Here is a 16,834-nt window from a genome sequence, read left to right as displayed (position 1 = left end):
CAAGAGGGCGCGACGACCCGAAAGGATTCGCGGCCGCCGACAATTTTTTCGCGGTCAGCCTCCCACGGCCTGATAGGCCAGGCGCTTGAACTCGAAGAAGAATGGATTCCAGAAGCCCATATGACGCTGCGCCATCAGGACGCCCGCGGTATTGGCTTGCGGACAAATCCACCAATGGGTGCCGGCAAGGCCGCCCCACTGGAATTCGCCGGTCGAATTCGGGGGATCGAACGGCGTCGGCGCGAAAGTGACGGCGCCGCCGAGGCCAAAGCCTTTGCCGGGGATCGGCCCGAGATTGGCAAAGCGGATGGTCTGGCCTGCGGGCAGCTGGTTCGTCATCATTTGCCGCAGCGTGTCGGGCTTCAGCAGCGCATCAGAACCGGGTAGCAGCGCGCGTACCAGCGCCAGCATGTCGGGCAAGGTCGAGACCAGGCCGCCGCCACCCGACAGCCGCGGGAATTGTCGCCGATAGGCCTGCGGGTAAGGCAGATTGTCGGCCCGGGTCAGGCCGGGCTTCATCGGATCGAGCACATCAGCGCCGGTGTAGAGCGCAACCAGCCTGCCCTGCTGTGCTTCCGGCACGTAGAAGCCGGTATCGGTCAGGCCGAGCGGATCGAAAATGCGGGCCTTGAAGAAGGCATCGAGCGACTTGCCCGAGACGACCTCGACGACGCGGCCGAGCACGTCGGTGGCGACAGAATATTCCCAGCCCGTGCCGGGATGATAGGACAGCGGCAGACCGGCCAGCTTGTCGATCATGTCGGTCAGCGGCGTCAGCGGATTGAGCACGCCCGCCTCGTTATAGCCCTTGAACAGCACCGTGCCGGGATCGAAGATGCCGTAGCTGAGGCCCGAGGTGTGGGTCAGCAGCTGACGTATCGTGATCGGGCTCTTCGCCGGCTCGACATCGGCAAGGCTCGAAGCGCCCTGCTTCAGCACCTTGCGATTGCCGAGCTGCGGCAGGAATTTCTCGACGGCGTCATCGAGCCCGATGCGGCCTTCCTCGACCAGCAGCATGATCGAGCACGTGACGAAGATCTTGGTGTTGGAATAGGCGCGGAAGATATGGTCGGGCCGCAGCGCGGTATTGGCCTCGCGATCAGCAAAGCCGACGCATTGCTGATCGACCACGTCGCGGCCGCGCAGCACCGCCCAGGATACGCCCGGAACGATTTCCTGATCGACGTAACGCTGCATCGCCGTCCGCGCGGCGGAAAAATCAATCGTCCTGGCGTCCATGTGTTTCCCCCAATTATGGTTGGGATGGATATAGCGCGCTTTGGCAGGAATTGAAGGTCGCCCGCGCGGCCCTCATGCCTTCATCAGCGCCGTGACGTACAGGCGGCGGCGGTTCGTCATGCCCTGCCGTTCGTACAGCGCGATCGCCGAGGCATTGTGGGAAAATACGTGCAGGAACGGAATTTCGCCGCGCGCCTCGATCCGGCGCGCGACCGCCGCCAGCAGCGCCTGCGCGTAGCCGCGCCCACGATAGTCGGGATGCACGCAAACGGCAGTCATCTCGACGAATTTTCCCGGTTTCATCCGCTCGCCCGTCATCGCGACCAGTTCGCCGCCGGCGCGGATGCCCAGGAACGTGCCGAGCTGATGCGTCCGCGCGGCGAAAGGCCCGGGCTTGGTCAGCTCCGTCAGCGCCATCATCGCGGGCACGTCGGCCGCCCCCAGCGTGACGATCTCGGCGTCGCGCAGCGGACTGTCGGCGGGCGAGCCGATCATCTGCTCCCCGGTCTCGGCCAACACGACCTTGAAGCCGGCGGGGACATCGACCGGCTCCGGCGTGAACAGTGCGGCGACCTGCGAGCCCGACATGAGATCGCCGAGCGCTGCAAAGCTCGCCGGCGACATGTCGACCATGTCCGCGAACGGCGTCATGTCCACGGGATAGCGCAGTGCCTGCGGGCCGCCCTCCGCCAGGTGCCGGTGGCTGGTCGTCAGCGCGCTCCAGATCGGGCGATCCAGCAGCGCCACATCGCTGTCGGACACCGGACCTAATCCTTCTCGAAGCTGACGATGACGGCAGCGTTGGCGATGAGGATGGGGTCGTTGGCGACTTCCGTGGCCGAGGGGATCTCCAGCCCGCCCTTGACCGCGGTGACGGTCACGGTGCCGTAAGGCAGCTCCTTGGCAACGGCTTCCTTGTCCACCGCCTCAGGGTTCGGCACGGCGATCGTGACATCGACGAACATGTCGTTCGCGGTCTTGTCGATCATCCGGAAGAAACCGAGACTCGAATGCCGGATGGCATCCGACACCGCGCGCTTCGCCGCCTTGGTGGCGTCCCTGCCGTGGACGTCGACGCCCATGCCCATCTCGGTGATACAGCGAACGCGAGCCATGTTTTATTCCCGTAATTGGTTGGATGATGTTGACGCAAATTGTTATCGCATTTGGACCGATCGGCATACTCCGTCATTGCGAGCGCAGCGAAGCAATCCAGAATCTTTCCGCGGAGACGGTCTGGATTGCTTCGTCGCTACGCTCCTCGCAATGACGGGTGTGGCGAGAGGCTCGAACAAACTCATGCCTTCGCCTTCTCGTGCGCCCGCAGCTCGTCGACCAGCACGCGCACATTCTCCGAATAGTCGATCGGGATCACGACCAGATGCACGCCGCCCTCTTTGAACGCGGCATCCAAAGTCGGGCCGAAGCTGTCGATCTTCTCGATGCGATGCCCCTTGGCGCCATAAGCCTTCGCGTACAGGACAAAATCGGGATTGCCAAAGGTCATGCCGTAATCGGCAAAGTGATCGACAGCCTGCTTCCAGCGGATCATGCCGTAGGCGTTGTCCTCGAGCACCAGCACGACCAGGTTGAGCTTGAGGCGGACGGCGGTCTCCATCTCCTGGCTGTTCATCATGAAACCGCCGTCGCCGGCGACCGCGAGCACGCGGCGCTCGGGATAGAGCATTGCGGCCATCATCGCCGACGGCAGGCCTGCGCCCATGGTCGCCAGCGCGTTATCGAGCAAGAGCGTGTTGGCGACGCGGGTGCGGTAGTTGCGCGCGAACCAGATCTTGTACATGCCGTTGTCGAGCGCGACGATGCCGTTCTCCGGAATCACCTGGCGGATGTCGTGCACGATTCGCTGCGGCGTCGGCGGCCAGCGCGCCTCGGTGGCGCGGTCGGCGATGTGCCTGAGGATCTCCTCGCGCAACGGCAACAGCGCCGCCGCCTGCGGCAGCTTGCCTTCGAGCCGGTCGGCGAGGAGCTCCAGGCTCGGGCCGACGTCGCCGACGACCTCGGCATCCGGGAAATAGACCAGCTCGACGCTCGCCGGCGTGTAGCTGACGTGAATGACCTTGGGCCCCGACGGTCCCATGATGAAGGGCGGCTTCTCGACCGGATCATGGCCGATCGCGACGATCAAATCGGCTGCGTCGATCGCGTCGTGGACGTAATCGCGCTCGGATAGCGCCGCCGTGCCCATGTAGAGATTGGTGCCGCCGGGCACCGTGCCCTTCCCCATCTGCGTCGTGAAAAACGGAATGCCGGTTCGCCGCACGAAGCTGGCGATGCCGTGAGTCGAGCTCGGCCGGCTGGTCGCAGCTCCCATCATCACCAATGGACGCCTTGCGGCCAGGATCATCTCGGCAGCGCGGTCGAGCGCGGCGCGATGGGCCACCGGAATTTCAATCGGGTGGACCGGGATCACGGGAGCGGCGGGCACTTCATCGCCCGCGATGTCCTCGGGCAGCTCGAGATGCACCGGCCCCGGCCGTTCCTCCATCGCCACGCGAAAGGCATCGCGGACCACGGTCGGAATGCTGGAGGCGCTGACGATCTGCCGCGAGAGCTTCGTCAGCGGCTTCATAGTCGGAACCACGTCCACGATTTGGAAGCGCGCCTGCCGGCTGCTCATGATCGGCTTCTGGCCGGTGATCAAAATCATCGGCATCGCGCCGAGATGGGCATAGGCCGCACCGGTGGACAGGTTGAGCGCGCCGGGACCGAGCGTCGACAGACACACGCCCGGTTTTCCGGTCAGCCGCCCGTGCGTGGCGGCCATGAAGGCGGCAGCCTGCTCGTGACGGGTCAGGACCAGTTCGATTTTGGAGGTACGCAAGGATTCGACAAGGTCGAGATTTTCCTCGCCGGGAACACCGAAGATGCGATCGACGCCTTCGTTCTCCAGCGCCGCGACAAACAGGTCCGATCCTTTGACTTTGCGTTCCTGCCCGCTCATGTCGCCTCCTGATGGCTATGGGTACTGTCGTGTTCCACGAAAGCGGGCGCATCGTAACGGTCTGCCGCGCTGGCACAACTCACAAAGAAGCGCACGGTCGTTTCAACATCGTCATTGCGAGCGCAGCGAAGCAATCCAGAGTCTTTCCGCGGTAACTGTTTGGATTGCTTCGCTGCGCTCGCAATGACGGAGTGAGTGGCAATAGCGCGCGTCCCTCACAGCTTCGCCGCGGCAAAGATGCCGGATATCCAGTCGAGGAAGACGCGCAGGCGCAGCGCGAGCTGGCGGTTTTGCGGATAGAGCGCGGAGAGCGGCGTCGGCGATGGCGGATAATCCGCGAGCACCTCGACCAGCGCGCCGCTGGCGAGATCGTCCGCGAAGCGATAGCGTGGCGCCTGCACGAGGCCGAAGCCGAGCCGTGCGAGATCGGCCATGGTGTCGGAATTGTTGACGCGAACCCGGCTCGGCAACACGATGTGGCGAAGCGCGCCGGCGACGGAAAATTCCAGCGGCAGCACATCGCCGGTACGCGAGGAGACGAATGCGACCATCTGATGCCCGTCGAGCGTATCAGGCGTCGCGGGTATGCCATGGCCGGCGAGATAGGCCGGGCTCGCCACCGTGATCTCCGCGATCGTGCCGAGGCGGCGCAGGATCATGCCGCTGTCTTCGGGCTCGCCCGACCGGATCACGCAATCGATGCCCTCACGCACGAGATCAACCAGCCGGTCCCCCTGCCCGATCTGCAATTCGAGTTGCGGATGACGCGCCAGGAAATCCGGCAGGTGCGGCAGGATGAAGGTGCGGGTCAGCAAGGGATGCGCATCGATGCGGAGCAGGCCGCGCGGTTGCGCATCGCGCATGGCAGCTTCCGCTTCCTCGACCTCCGCCAAAATGGCAACGCAGCGGCGATAGTAGTCCTCGCCGTCGAGCGTCGGCGTGACGTGCCGCGTCGTCCGCTCGAGCAGCCGCGCGCCCAGACGCGCCTCGAGGCCGCGCAACACCTCGCTCGCGGTCGAGCGCGGAATGCCGAGATCAGCCGCCGCAGCCGTAAAGCTCTGCCGCTCGACGAGGCGGACGAACAGGCGCATGGCGTCAAAGCGATCCATGATCGATTGTTCACCACAGCCGACAAGTGATGGCAAGTCCTACGCGATTATCCGGCCATAGCGACCGGCTATTCTCCCGGCATAGACATCGAGGATATCAGCCATGACCAACCAACATCAGCGCGCCGCCATCGTCACCGGCGGCTCCCGCGGCATCGGCGCAGCGATCGCCCGCCGGCTGGCGCAAGACGGAATCGCGGTTGCGATCAACTATGCGAGCGGCCAAGCGGCTGCCGAGGCCCTCGTTGCCGAGATCGGAGCCGCCGGCGGACGCGCCCTCGCGGTCCAGGCTGATCTGGCCGATCCGGCAACGCCGGCGCGGCTGTTCGATGCGGCCGAGCGCAGCTTCGGCGGCGTCGACATCCTCGTCAACAATGCCGGCGTGATGGAGCTCGGGCCGCTCGCTGAGGTGACCGACGAAGCGTTCGCGCGACAGACGTCGATCAACCTCGACAGCGTGTTCCGGTCCATGCGCGAAGCTGCGCGGCGGCTGCGCGACGGTGGCCGCATCGTCAGCTTCTCGTCCAGCGTCATCGGTCTTTATCAGCCCGGCTACGGCGTCTACGCCGCGACCAAGGCCGCGGTCGAGGCCATGACGCACATCCTCGCCAAGGAGCTTGGCGGCCGCCGCATCACCGTCAACGCGGTCGCGCCCGGGCCGGTCGAAACCCGGCTGTTCCTCGAGGGCAAGAGGAGCAGCAGGTGCGCGCGACCGCCGCCATGAACCCGTTCGGCCGCCTCGGCCAGCCCGACGACATCGCCGGCGTCGTCGCCTTCCTTGCGGGACACGACAGCGGCTGGGTCAATGGCCAGGTCATCCGCGCCAATGGCGGCGTGATCTGACAGCTCACACGGAGATATCAATCATGCCTTTCGCCAACATCAAGATCCCGCAGGCCGCGCTGTCGCGCGCACAAAAGGCCGAGATCGTGCACCGCCTCACCGCGCTGTTCGTCGACTATTTCGGCGAGGCGGCGCGGCCGCACACGATGGTGCTGATCGAGGAAGTCGGCGACGGCGGCTATGGCCGCGCCGACGAGGTGTTCGTCGTTCCCGACGCGTATCGTGCCAGCGATGCCGGCGCGCCCGTCACTTCACCTTCAGACTGAGCTCCGTGCCGCCCTTGAGCGGCAGCGTCATCGACACGAAGCCGTTTTGGGGATCGCGGATGAAGGCGAGATAGTCGGGCTCGGCGTTGTCGTTCATGACGTAGCCGCCGACCAGCAGCTGCGGCGCGACGATCTCGATCACCTCGCGTGCCAGCGACGGGCCCGCCTCGCCCGGCCAGCCGTCGATCAGAACAAAATCGACGGGGCCGCCGAGATCGCGCAGCGTCTGCCGCGCATCGCCCTCGCGGATCTCGGCATAGTCGGCAAGGCCCGCCTCCGTGAGATTGCGCCTGGCGGTTTCGACCTTGGCCGGCACGATCTCCGAGCCGATCACGGTGCCGCCGCCATTGTCGCGGATGGCGGCCGCAAAATACAGCGTGGACATTCCGATCGAGGTGGCGAACTCGGCCACACGCGTGGCGCGCAGGCCACGGCACAGCAGGTAGATCAATTCGCCCTGCTCCGGATGAATCGAAAAGCCCTGCTCTGCATAGGCGTGGGGATCACGGCTGTTGAAGGCGCCGCGCGGGCCGCCGCCGGCCGGCCGCTGCCGCGCGCCTTGCAGGCGCGCGAGGACGGCGTTGATGCGGGGATCCTGAATCGGGCTGTGGGGCCGATCATTCATGCGTTGTCTCACTTCCAGGTCAGTTACTTGCCGATCGGTGACTTGCCGGCCCGTTACTTGCCGAGGATTTCGGCGGCGGCACGATCCAGGATCGCAGCGATGCGGCGGGCCTCGGCGGCGTCGCTGCCGTGCCGGGAGCGCAGCGCGCGCTTGAGATTGTGGCGGGCGCGGTGCAACTCGTCGGATGCACCCGCATCGAGATCGCCGACACCGGCAAAGGCCTCGCGCACCTCGTCCATGCGGCGACCGATCCGCGACAGCGCTTGCAGGATCGCGTCAGCGGTTGCGCGGTTCTCGGCGAGATGTGCCGTGCCCTGCGGCGTGATGCTGTAGAGCTTGCGGCCGCCATCCTGCGCGACGCTGCTGTGGCCGACCTCTTCGAGATAGGTCAGCGCCGGATAGATCACGCCCGGGCTCGGCGTGTAGAAGCCGTCGGACCGCTCCTCGATGATCTTGATCAGCTCGTAGCCATGGGCCGGCTTTTCGGTCAGCAACGCCAGAATGACCAGCTGGAGATCCTGCGAGGACAGCCGCCTGGCGCCGGGAAAGTCCCCGCCCGGGCCGCCGCCGAAGAAGCCATGTCCGCCGCGGCCGAAGCGGTGCCGTCCTCCGTGCCGGCCCATGGCGAAATGGGCGAAATGCCCAAAATGGAAGTCCCTGTGGTCGCGTCCGTGGTGCATATCGTACGTCCTTCTGTAAAATATATCTTACGATATAGCTTGCGATAGACCGACTGCAACCCACAAACCTGTGATCGGGCACTCTGGCGCCGGCGCAGGGCGAAAGACCGGCACCGCCGGCGCGGCGCTACTCGGCGGCTTCGCTGTGGGGGACGCCCTGCTCGACTTCGAGCTGAAGAATGTCGTTGAAGCGGTTGAAGGCCCCGCACAGCGCGATGCGCCAGGTCAGCTCGACGATCTGCGCCTCCGAAAAGTGTGCACGCAGGCGGGCGAAGATCTCGTCGCGGGTCTTGTTCCAGTTGTTGGTGACGGCGATGGAGTATTCGACGACGAGCTTGTCCAGCTCATCGAGCTCGGGATGATCCTTGTAGTCGACGAGGCGCGCGGCGCCCTGCTCCGACACGCCCTGCACCGCGAGCTTCGGCGCGTGGTGCGAGACGCAATAATCGCATTTGTTGAGCAGCGAGACCGTGACCAGCGCGAGCTCGAGATGGCGCTTCGACACCATGCCTTCGCTGGCGAGGTCGACCAGCAGCGACCACATGTGCTTGAAGATCGGCAGCCGATGCGCCATGACGCCGGCCTGGTTCTCGAACGCACCGTAGGTTGTCATCTTGTCCCACAGCGGTCTCAGCGCCTCCGGCAAATCGTCCCTGGTCTTGATCGAAACGCGCGACATGGCCATTCATCCCTGGTTGGAACCCGCATGCTGCCATAAAGGCTCGTCCCGCGTCTCGGTCGCGATCGCATGACACCCAAGACATTCGAAGCACGCTGCCTGCGCCTGCCTGCCGCCACCAAGGTCGTGCAGTGGGAAGGCACCTCCGTGTTCAAGGTCGGCGGCAAGATGTTCGCACTCGGCGGCGGCTTTGCCGCGGGCTCCGGCGGCTACATGTTCAAGGCCTCGGACATGGCTTATGGAATGCTGATCGAGCAAGGGATCGCGCGGCCAGCGCCTTATCTCGCGCGCGCCAAATGGGTGCAGCTCGTCAGCAACAGCGCGCTGTCCGATGCCGAGCTCACGGCCTATCTGGTTCAGGCGCACGCGCTGATCGTTACGAAGCTCACGCGCAAGTCGCGCAAGGTGTTGGGACTGGAGTGAGCGCAAGCGCCGGTGCGCCGCGCTTTAAGATTTCTCTCTGGCCCTGGTGTTGCGCAGAAGATTGTCGCGCAGTCGGCTCACCGTTGTCTGCACCACCGGAAAATCGTCGCCGAGGCCGGTCGCCTCGATCACGGATTGGCCGAGGTCCTGCTCGATCAGTTTTCGCCCCGCCGGCGTCAGGCTCACCCGCACCTGCCGCTCGTCGGCTGGATCGCGGTGGCGCTTGAGGTACCCCATCTGCTCGAGCTTCTTCAGGATCGGCGTCAGCGTGTTGGATTCCAGGAACAGCTTCTCGCCCAGCGCGCTGACGGTCAGCTCGTCCTCGTCCGACAGCGCGACCAAGGCGATGTACTGGGTGTAGGTCAGGCCGACCTTGTCGAGGAGCGGCTTGTAGGCGCGGCCGAAGGCCAGATTGGCCGAATAGACGGCAAAGCACAGGAAATTCGACAGTTTTCGGCCTTTGCCGGCAGCTTTGGCATTACGGGCCATCGGAACCTCCGCAATTCGTGATCCGCCGACCGATATAACTCGTATCCGATTAAATCGGAAGAGCTTGACCGCCGACTGAGACGAGTCTATTTCACATCGCATCCGATTAGATCGGATGCGATACAAGTGAATTTCGAAAGGATATCGTCATGTCATCCGCTGCAAAGCTTCTCTTCACGGGCAAGACCCACGTCACCTCCGGCGCCGCGCGCTCCAGCGACGGCTCTCTCGCCATCAAGCTGGCCCAGCCGCATCCGGCCGCCGAAAACCTGTTCGCCGCCGCATGGTCGGCCTGCTATCTCGGCGCGCTCGGACTCGCTGCGGCCCAGCGCAAGGTCAAGCTGCCGAGCGAGCCCTCGGTCGACACCGCGATCGACCTGAACAACGCCGATGGCGCCTTCTTCCTCCGCGCCCGGCTCGACGTCAGCGTGCCCGGTGTCGACCGCGCCGTGGCGCAAGAACTGATCGAGGCCGCCCACGGCATCTGCCCCTATTCCAAGGCGGTGCACGGCAACATCGAGGTGACCACGACCCTCGCCTGACCCTTCCCACCCGACGCGGACCGGCCGGACATCGGCCGGGCCCGCGCGGTGCCGACAATCGAGAGCTCACAAGGAGTCGACCATGAGCCACCGTTCGTTGCACGCCGTGCGCCTTCTCGTCAGCGCAGCCGTGCTCGCCACCAACCTTCTCACGCTGCCGGCGGCGGCGCAGCCGGCCGGTGTCACGCGCACCGACCTTCAGCGCCACGATCTCAGCGCGCCCGGGCGCGAGGCCGTGCAGGTGCGCGTCGACCTCGCCCCCGGCGTGGCGTTCGGCCGCCACACCCATCCCGGCGAAGAGATCATCTACGTGCTGGCGGGCGCCATCGCATACGACGTCGACGGCAAGCCGCCGGTGACGCTGAAGGCGGGCGACGTGCTGTTCATCCCCGCCGGAACGGTGCATGCGGCGAAGAACGTCGGCCAGGACACCGCGAGCGAGCTTGCGACCTATATCGTCGAGAAGAACAGGCCGCTGCTGACGCCGGTGAAGTGAGACCAGCCGTTCCGATTGACACCCGCACGATGTCTGACTAACGTCAGATATATGCTCGACCCCGTCTCCCGCGTCCGCCGCTTCAACCGTGCCGTGACCTCCGCCGTCGGCGCGCTCGACAATTCGTTCCTGGGACGCGGGCGGCCGCTGGGTGCGGCGCGCGTGCTCAATGCGATCGGGCATGGGCGCTCGGATGTCGCCGAGATCCGCGACTATCTCGGCCTCGATTCCGGACTGATGAGCCGGTTGCTCCGCAGCCTCGAGGACGAAGGCCTGGTCGAGACCACGACGCACGAGAACGATGCGCGCCGCCGTGTGGCGACGTTGACGCGGGCGGGCCGGCGCGAGTTCGCAGCCTACGAGGCGCTCTCGAATACGCAGGCCGAAGGCCTCCTGTCGCAACATTCGCAGCGCGAGGCGCTGCTGGCGGCGATGGACCTGATCGCCTCGGCGCTGACGCGCGAGCGCGTCACGCTGGACGAGATGGATCCGCGGAGCGAGGAGGCCCGCCATTGTCTCGGCGCGTACTATGCCGAGCTCGGCCGCCGCTTCAAACAGGGTTTTGACGTGTCGCTGTCGCGCGATCCCGATGCCAAAGACATGCGCCGGCCGCGCGGCACCTTCATCGTCGCGATGTCCGACACGCTCCCGATCGGCTGCGTCGGACTGAAGGGAACGGATCGCGGCTATGCCGAGATCAAGCGTCTCTGGGTTGCCCCCGCCGCGCGCGGATTGCGGCTCGGCCGGCGCCTGATGGACGCGGCCGAGGACGCCGCACGCGAGCTCGGCATCGCGCTGCTGCGGCTCGACACCAACAGTGCCCTCCCCGAAGCGGGCCAGCTCTACCGCACCACGGGCTGGACCGAGATCCCGCGCTTCAACGACGATCCCTACCCGGATCTATTCTTCGAAAAACGGCTGTGAGCTGAGCCACACCTCCTCTCCTCCGCGTTATCATCGAAGCCTTGGGAACTTCGATATGACCAAAGACCACCTCGCCGGCATCTACCGCGATTACATCGCCTGCCTGAACCGGCAGGATTGGCCGGCGCTCGGGCAGTTCGTGCATGACGACGTCGCCCACAATGCGCGGCCACTCGGGCTGTCAGGCTATCGCGCGATGCTGGAGCGGGATTTTCGCGAGCTTCCGGACCTGCATTTCGACATCGAGCTGCTGATCTCCGATCCGCCAAGCATTGCTGCCCGGCTGAAGTTCGACTGTTCGCCGGTCGGGACATTTCTGGGACTTGCCGTCAACGGCAAGCGCGTGTCCTTCTGCGAGAACGTGTTCTACGAGTTTCGCGAGGATAGGATTTGGCAGGTGTGGTCGGTGGTCGACAAGGCCGCGATCGAGGCGCAGCTGAAAGTGCCGTAGCCCGGATGAGCGCAGCGACATCCGGGATGCCACGAGCACTGTCCCGGGTGTCGCTTCGCTCATCCGGGCTACAAGATCACGCCGTCGCCGCCGCCGTCTCCCCTTGTGGTTTGGCAAACGGCCTGAAATTCATCGCCATCAGGAAGGCACCCAGGCCCATCGCCCAGGAGGCGATGTAGAGCCAGGCGTAGCTGGAGAACGCGTCGTAGATCAGGCCGCCGGCGAGCGGGCCGGTCGCCATGCCGAGGCTGCCGGCCATCGCCGTGCCGCCGATCACCGTGCCCATCATGCGCAGCGGAAAGTTTTCGCGCACCAGCACGGCATAGAGCGGCATGGTGCCGGCATAGATGAAGCCGAACACGGCGCCGACCGCGTAGAACGTCGCGAGCTGCTGCGCGAAGACATAGGCGAGCGCGCCGAACGCCTGCAGCAACAGGCCCGTCACCAGCACGCGCTTGGCGCCGAAGCGATCGCCGAGCAGCCCGAAGGCGATGCGGCCGCCCATCCCAGCAAAACCCTCGATGCTGTAGATCGTCACCGCCGCGATCAGCGGGATGCCGCAGCTCACGGCATAGCTGACGGTGTGGATGATCGGGCCGGAATGGGTGGCGCAGCAGAAGAAGTTGGTGGCGAGCAGGATCATGAATTGCGGCGAGCGCAGCGCTTCGCCCAGCGACATCTCCCCTTGCGACCCGCCCTCGCCCATTGGCGCGGCCGCGGCATGCGCGAGCGCGGGCGGGCGGCGCACCAGGAACGAGACCGGGATCATGATGGCGCCGACCACGAGCGCCACGATCTGCATCGAGGTCCGCCAGTCGTGGCCGGAGACGAGCCAGGCCGCGAGCGGCGCCATCGTCATCGGCGCCATGCCCATGCCGGCCGACACCAGCGACACGGCAAGGCTGCGATGGGTGTCGAACCAGCCGGTGACGGTCGCCATCATCGGCGCGAAGATCGCCGCGCAGGAGGCGCCGACCAGAAGGCCGAACACGAACTGGAACGCCAGCAGCGAGGTCGCGTGGCTCGCGGCGAACAGGCTGAGTGACAGTACCGCCGATCCCGTCAGCACCACCGGCAGCGGCCCGAACTTATCCGTCAGCGTGCCCCAGGCCATGCTGGTGAAAGCCATTGCCAGAAATCCGATCGTCATCGCGCTGGAGATGCCTGTCACCGACCATCCGGTGTCCTTTGCGATCGGCTGCAAAAACACCGGGAGCGAAAACATGCCGCCGATCGCGACGCAGCCGAGCAAGCCGCCCGCAGCCACGATCACCCAGCGATAGGAGGAAGCGTTCATTTTGGTCTTCCGTCAGGTCCGTCTGGGTGGAAGACGAATGGGAACCGCGCAGGCCGACAAGACATCTGTACTTTAATTTTCGCGCCATCAATTCCGATGGCCGCTTCGTGCACAAGGACGGCACGCCCTATCCGGACTAGTTCGCCAGTCCGACGCGCCCGTCAAACAAAAATGTCGAAAACAACCCCATGCACAGTAGACGGCCCCTGCGGGATCAATGACTTACGATGCGCATCAACTGCAAGACCGCGATTTGACTCGTCGGGCAAAACACCGGCATCATGTCATGATCCCGCCATCGCTATCGCATCATCCCAGCTGAGCTTGCTTGGCGCGCTGACGCCATGCGCTGACGGTGAGCCAGACCGCAGAAACCAGGAAGTAGACCGCGCCAACCGCGGCATAGCCCGTGACAGTCGCGATCGTTGGAGACATCGGCGTCGTCGCCTGAAAGATGAAGAAGCCGCCGGCGAGCGCTGATTGGCCACCGCTGAGCACCATGGCCCATTGCGCGCCGTAACTTTTCCAGCGCCGGGTCGCCGTTCCCAGCTGAAGCAACCCTGACAGGATCGCCCAGGCCCCGAAGACACCGAGCACCCAATTCATGCTCATCTGCAACGCAATGAGGACGGCGATCGTCGTCGCAAGGCTGACCACGACGTTCAGCACCTGCGTACGGTTTTGATTGAGCCCGCCGCTGCGCAAACCATCCACGAAGTTGGCCGCGGCGTCCCATGCCGGATAGAGCGCGAGCAAGACGCCGGCGATCGCCGGAGACGACGGTCCGACGGCGAACGCAGCAACGACCCAGGCGATCGAGAACGCAGCTCGCAGGAAATAGTATTGCTTCAGCCATCGCTCGCGATCGGCCCGAACGAGATCCAGTTGATAATGCGCCACTTCGCTCTCCTTTACCTACTAGTTGGTAGTTTCTACAGGCAACAGATCACCCTCACCCGCAGCCTGCCCGCGGGCGTGTCGTCGTCTCGCCGAAATGTTTCAGTGCCTGGTCGACAGCCGCTCCAGCAGCGGAGCGGTAATCACGCCGAAAATCTTCGGATCGCCATAGGCGCGCGCCGACAGCATTGCGCCGTGAATGGTGGCCATGAATCCCTCAGCTTCGACCTTGGCTGAGCTGGAGAGGTGAAGCCGTCCCTTCCGCTTGCCGCGCTCCATCACCGACGTCAGCCAGGACGCGAGCGAACGGAAGTGCGCGCGGACTTCGAGTGCCACCTCCTCCGGCAGGATCGGAAGCTCGCTGGCCAGCATTGCACCGACGCAGAAAGGAGCCGTCGCATCCGCGATGCACGCCTCCCAGTAGGCGACGTAGCTTTTGAGCTGGTCGCGCGGATCAGGGACGTTGCGCTCAAGTGCCGCCAGTCCCGCCTCGGCTTCCGCGCGATAGCGCGACACGAGCGTGCGAACCAGATCGACCTTGCTCGCGAAATGATGGTGGACGCTCGGCTTGCGGATGCCGACGACATCGGCGACGTCGGCGTAGCTGAAGCCGTTATAGCCGCCCGCGATGATCAGGCTGCGCGCGCAAGCCAGGATGTCGTCGGCGGTCGAGGAGACGTTGGTCATGGCCCATTAGCTACCTTCCAGTTGGTAGGCAGTCAAGAATGGGGTGCTTCAACCATCCGTGAGTGGTAGGAGCCCTGCATGACCATTCGCCCGATCGTTCGTTATCCCGACCGCCGCCTCGCAATGCCTGCCCGTCCTGTCACGGCCTTCGACGACGGCTTGCGCGAGCTCGCAGCCGACCTGCTCGAGACCATGCGCGCCGCGCCCGGCATCGGGATCACAGCGCCGCATATCGGCGTGCCCCTGCGGCTCGTCGTGCTCGAGCTCGACGCCAAGGCGGGCCCGCAGACCTATGTCAACCCGGAGATCGAATGGGCCTCGCCCGAGATGATCCTGCACAAGGAAGGCAGCGTCTCGATGCCCGGCGTCAACGACGAGGTCCAGCGCCACGCCCGCGTGCGGATCGGCTATCAGGATCTCGACGGCAACATGCAGAGCGAGGAGTCCGACGGCCTGCGCGCGGTCTGCCACCAGCACGAGATCGACCAGCTCGACGGCATGTTCTGGATCCAGCGGCTGTCGCGGTTGAAGCGCGAGCGGCTGGTGAAGAAGTTCGAGAAGATGGTGCGGACGTGACAATCGATAGGGAGAGTCAGCGTGTTTCCTGATTTCACACTCCTCTGGCGACCATATCCGTCGATGATCGACGGCATCGAACGCCCGCCTTTCGTTCTCGATCGAGGCCTTTGGCACGGCGTGCTTCACCTCATCGTGGTACCACCAACTCACGGCCGCGCTTACGGAATCGAAATGCCTTGCGAAATCTATGCTGGCTACGAGGAGATGATCTATTCGGTCGCTAACCACGGCACCGCGTCGGGGCGCTACGACGGCGGCGTCTATATCAAGGAAGCCGAGACCTCGGCGTTGCTGACGGCCTACGCCGCGACCGATCCGATCGGCCGGAAGCCACGACAATTCTCCTTCGTTGGCGGCGACTATTGCTATGAAGCGCTTGGTTTTGAGGAGCCAGTCATCCGCGCGTTTGACGATCCGGACGAGGCGTATGCGTGGGGCCCTCGCGTCGAACGCCACAGACCGTAGGGCGGATTAACGAAGCGTAATCCGCCGGCCATCAGCACGGCGCGATGAGGGTGGCGGATTACACCTTCGGCCAATCCCCTTACGAGCTCACGCCCTCTTCCCGCCCCGTTTGGTGATTGGGGCATTACGGCGCTCACGTTTGCCGCGCGCGATTTCGGTCGCCAGCGCGTCGAGCTTCGGCTCCCAGAAATTCCGGAACCGGCCGATCCACGCGTCCACGGCCCGAAGCCCGGCAGCATCCATCGAATAGAGCCGTCTCTGCGCCTCCGCCCGAACCGTCGCAAAGCCGCTCTCGCGCAGCACCTTGAGGTGCTGCGACACGGCGGCCTGCGTGATCCCGAACTCGGCCCCGATCACCTCGACGACCTCGCCGGACGCCATTTCGCCAGGCGCCAGCAGCTCGAGGATACGACGGCGCACGGGATCGGCGAGGACTTCGAAGACGTGCATCAGCTTCCTGTGCCTGGATGAGCGACGTCGGGCGGCATCTCGCCGCGATAGAACGCGATGGTGCGATCCGAGCGCTGCTTCGCCGTGTCGGGATCGACCCCGCTTGCGACATGCGCTGCGCGCCAATATTCGCCGCTTGTCGTCATGAATTCCTTGCCCGCGGGAGAGCCCATCCACGCCTCGGCCGTCTCATGGTCGACCGATGCCCCGGTGGCAAGATATCGCTCAAGTCCCGCAATGGCGAGGTCCCAGCCGATACCCACCGCACCCGGACCGAACTGATCCCAATGATCCTCGATGATCGCGGTGTGCTCCAGCGTCAAACGCGCCTGGCCCCGTTCAGACGCCAGCCTGACGTCGATCCACGTCACCGCACCGCCGAATTCCCACGTTGCTGCAAAATGGGTCGGAGGCGTGCACGCCGTGATGGTGCCGCCCGCGTTCCCCTTGAGCTGGTACTTGCCGCCAAGCTGAAGGTCTCCCTCCACCGGCAAGAACCAGCGCGGAATGCGTTCCTTGCTCGTCACGGCGTCCCAGAGATCGTCGACGCTCGTCTCGTAAAGCCGTGTCAGCGTCACCGCGCTGGCCGCCTTCCCGTCTTTCTCAAGGTTCTTCACCGACCGTGTCACAAGCCCCAGGACCCTGGCGACGTCGATCTCCATTGCGTTTCTCCTTTTTATCGTTGAGCGCAAGATGAATATCGGCCAAGACTAATATAAGTCAATCCTTAT

The 16,834-nt window shown here is 64.8% G+C and carries 22 protein-coding genes and 1 pseudogene; 9 read left to right on the top strand and 14 right to left on the bottom strand.

The genetic code is table 11. The features are described from left to right. Positions 1-54: 54 nt before the first annotated feature. The 5 genes from NLM15_RS19520 to NLM15_RS19500 form a co-directional block, all read right to left on the bottom strand. The gene (locus tag NLM15_RS19520; protein ID WP_254118681.1) at positions 55-1,239 is read right to left on the bottom strand and encodes a serine hydrolase; all 1,185 of its coding nucleotides are present in this window, start codon (positions 1,237-1,239) and stop codon (positions 55-57) included. Between the two features lie 72 nt (positions 1,240-1,311). Beyond that, complete coding sequence (locus tag NLM15_RS19515) at positions 1,312-2,001, bottom strand: GNAT family N-acetyltransferase (RefSeq protein WP_254118680.1); 690 nt, start codon at positions 1,999-2,001, stop codon at positions 1,312-1,314. 5 nt (positions 2,002-2,006) lie between these two features. Beyond that, on the bottom strand, positions 2,007-2,354 hold the full coding sequence (locus NLM15_RS19510) for a Lin0512 family protein (protein ID WP_254118679.1): 348 nt from the start codon (positions 2,352-2,354) through the stop codon (positions 2,007-2,009). A 182-nt stretch (positions 2,355-2,536) separates the two neighbouring features. Continuing rightward, positions 2,537-4,201, bottom strand: a complete 1,665-nt coding sequence (locus NLM15_RS19505; RefSeq protein WP_254118678.1) for an acetolactate synthase large subunit — start codon at positions 4,199-4,201, stop codon at positions 2,537-2,539. 215 nt (positions 4,202-4,416) lie between these two features. Continuing rightward, complete coding sequence (locus tag NLM15_RS19500; RefSeq protein WP_254118677.1) at positions 4,417-5,310, bottom strand: LysR family transcriptional regulator; 894 nt, start codon at positions 5,308-5,310, stop codon at positions 4,417-4,419. A 103-nt stretch (positions 5,311-5,413) separates the two neighbouring features. Here NLM15_RS19500 and NLM15_RS19495 point away from each other — a divergent pair. Together NLM15_RS19495 and NLM15_RS19490 are read left to right on the top strand one after the other, a co-directional pair. Continuing rightward, a pseudogene (locus NLM15_RS19495) lies at positions 5,414-6,153 on the top strand (SDR family oxidoreductase). A gap of 23 nt (positions 6,154-6,176) precedes the next feature. Continuing rightward, positions 6,177-6,419, top strand: a complete 243-nt coding sequence (locus tag NLM15_RS19490) for a 4-oxalocrotonate tautomerase family protein (protein WP_254118676.1) — start codon at positions 6,177-6,179, stop codon at positions 6,417-6,419. Here NLM15_RS19490 and NLM15_RS19485 read toward each other — a convergent pair. From NLM15_RS19485 to NLM15_RS19475, 3 genes are all read right to left on the bottom strand, one after another. After that, complete coding sequence (locus tag NLM15_RS19485; RefSeq protein ID WP_254118675.1) at positions 6,400-7,044, bottom strand: O-methyltransferase; 645 nt, start codon at positions 7,042-7,044, stop codon at positions 6,400-6,402. The two genes, NLM15_RS19490 and NLM15_RS19485, sit on opposite strands and share 20 nt — an antisense overlap. Before the next feature lie 53 nt (positions 7,045-7,097). Beyond that, positions 7,098-7,724 (bottom strand): PadR family transcriptional regulator, encoded by a 627-nt coding sequence (locus NLM15_RS19480; protein WP_254118674.1) that lies wholly within the window; start codon positions 7,722-7,724, stop codon positions 7,098-7,100. Between the two features lie 127 nt (positions 7,725-7,851). Beyond that, entirely contained in the window at positions 7,852-8,403 is a 552-nt protein-coding gene (locus tag NLM15_RS19475) for a carboxymuconolactone decarboxylase family protein (RefSeq protein WP_254118673.1), read from the bottom strand. 69 nt (positions 8,404-8,472) lie between these two features. Here NLM15_RS19475 and NLM15_RS19470 point away from each other — a divergent pair, with 69 nt between their 5' ends. Beyond that, positions 8,473-8,826, top strand: coding sequence for an MmcQ/YjbR family DNA-binding protein (locus tag NLM15_RS19470; RefSeq protein WP_254118672.1), 354 nt, complete (start codon positions 8,473-8,475; stop codon positions 8,824-8,826). A 24-nt stretch (positions 8,827-8,850) separates the two neighbouring features. On the opposite strand, the gene NLM15_RS19465 is transcribed toward NLM15_RS19470, so the two are convergent. Continuing rightward, positions 8,851-9,315, bottom strand: a complete 465-nt coding sequence (locus NLM15_RS19465) for a MarR family winged helix-turn-helix transcriptional regulator (RefSeq protein ID WP_254118671.1) — start codon at positions 9,313-9,315, stop codon at positions 8,851-8,853. Between the two features lie 149 nt (positions 9,316-9,464). On the opposite strand from NLM15_RS19465, the gene NLM15_RS19460 reads away from it, so the two are divergent. From NLM15_RS19460 to NLM15_RS19445, 4 genes are all read left to right on the top strand, one after another. Next, positions 9,465-9,857 (top strand): Ohr family peroxiredoxin, encoded by a 393-nt coding sequence (locus NLM15_RS19460; protein WP_254118670.1) that lies wholly within the window; start codon positions 9,465-9,467, stop codon positions 9,855-9,857. 82 nt (positions 9,858-9,939) lie between these two features. Next, on the top strand, positions 9,940-10,353 hold the full coding sequence (locus NLM15_RS19455) for a cupin domain-containing protein (RefSeq protein ID WP_254118669.1): 414 nt from the start codon (positions 9,940-9,942) through the stop codon (positions 10,351-10,353). A gap of 51 nt (positions 10,354-10,404) precedes the next feature. Then, positions 10,405-11,277 (top strand): helix-turn-helix domain-containing GNAT family N-acetyltransferase, encoded by an 873-nt coding sequence (locus NLM15_RS19450; protein WP_254118668.1) that lies wholly within the window; start codon positions 10,405-10,407, stop codon positions 11,275-11,277. Between the two features lie 55 nt (positions 11,278-11,332). Continuing rightward, positions 11,333-11,728, top strand: a complete 396-nt coding sequence (locus tag NLM15_RS19445; protein ID WP_254118667.1) for an ester cyclase — start codon at positions 11,333-11,335, stop codon at positions 11,726-11,728. Between the two features lie 76 nt (positions 11,729-11,804). On the opposite strand, the gene NLM15_RS19440 is transcribed toward NLM15_RS19445, so the two are convergent. The 3 genes from NLM15_RS19440 to NLM15_RS19430 form a co-directional block, all read right to left on the bottom strand. Then, on the bottom strand, positions 11,805-13,025 hold the full coding sequence (locus NLM15_RS19440; RefSeq protein ID WP_254118666.1) for an MFS transporter: 1,221 nt from the start codon (positions 13,023-13,025) through the stop codon (positions 11,805-11,807). Positions 13,026-13,334: 309 nt separating this feature from the next. Next, complete coding sequence (locus NLM15_RS19435) at positions 13,335-13,925, bottom strand: DUF308 domain-containing protein (protein ID WP_254118665.1); 591 nt, start codon at positions 13,923-13,925, stop codon at positions 13,335-13,337. 99 nt (positions 13,926-14,024) lie between these two features. Continuing rightward, positions 14,025-14,609, bottom strand: coding sequence for a TetR/AcrR family transcriptional regulator (locus NLM15_RS19430; RefSeq protein ID WP_254118664.1), 585 nt, complete (start codon positions 14,607-14,609; stop codon positions 14,025-14,027). A 78-nt stretch (positions 14,610-14,687) separates the two neighbouring features. On the opposite strand from NLM15_RS19430, the gene NLM15_RS19425 reads away from it, so the two are divergent. Next, entirely contained in the window at positions 14,688-15,185 is a 498-nt protein-coding gene (locus tag NLM15_RS19425; protein WP_254118663.1) for a peptide deformylase, read from the top strand. Positions 15,186-15,248: 63 nt separating this feature from the next. Continuing rightward, positions 15,249-15,653, top strand: a complete 405-nt coding sequence (locus tag NLM15_RS19420; RefSeq protein WP_254118662.1) for a hypothetical protein — start codon at positions 15,249-15,251, stop codon at positions 15,651-15,653. Positions 15,654-15,740: 87 nt separating this feature from the next. On the opposite strand, the gene NLM15_RS19415 is transcribed toward NLM15_RS19420, so the two are convergent. Both NLM15_RS19415 and NLM15_RS19410 read right to left on the bottom strand, forming a co-directional pair. Beyond that, positions 15,741-16,103, bottom strand: a complete 363-nt coding sequence (locus NLM15_RS19415; RefSeq protein ID WP_254118661.1) for a helix-turn-helix transcriptional regulator — start codon at positions 16,101-16,103, stop codon at positions 15,741-15,743. After that, positions 16,103-16,765: an SRPBCC family protein gene (locus NLM15_RS19410; protein WP_254118660.1), complete on the bottom strand. Its 663-nt coding sequence runs from the start codon at positions 16,763-16,765 to the stop codon at positions 16,103-16,105. Before NLM15_RS19410 ends, NLM15_RS19415 begins: the two co-directional genes overlap by 1 nt. Positions 16,766-16,834 lie beyond the last annotated feature (69 nt).

This window comes from Bradyrhizobium sp. CCGB20 (assembly GCF_024199855.1).
Classification (GTDB): Bacteria; Pseudomonadota; Alphaproteobacteria; order Rhizobiales; family Xanthobacteraceae; genus Bradyrhizobium.
This window is presented reverse-complemented; position numbering and strand designations above follow the sequence as displayed.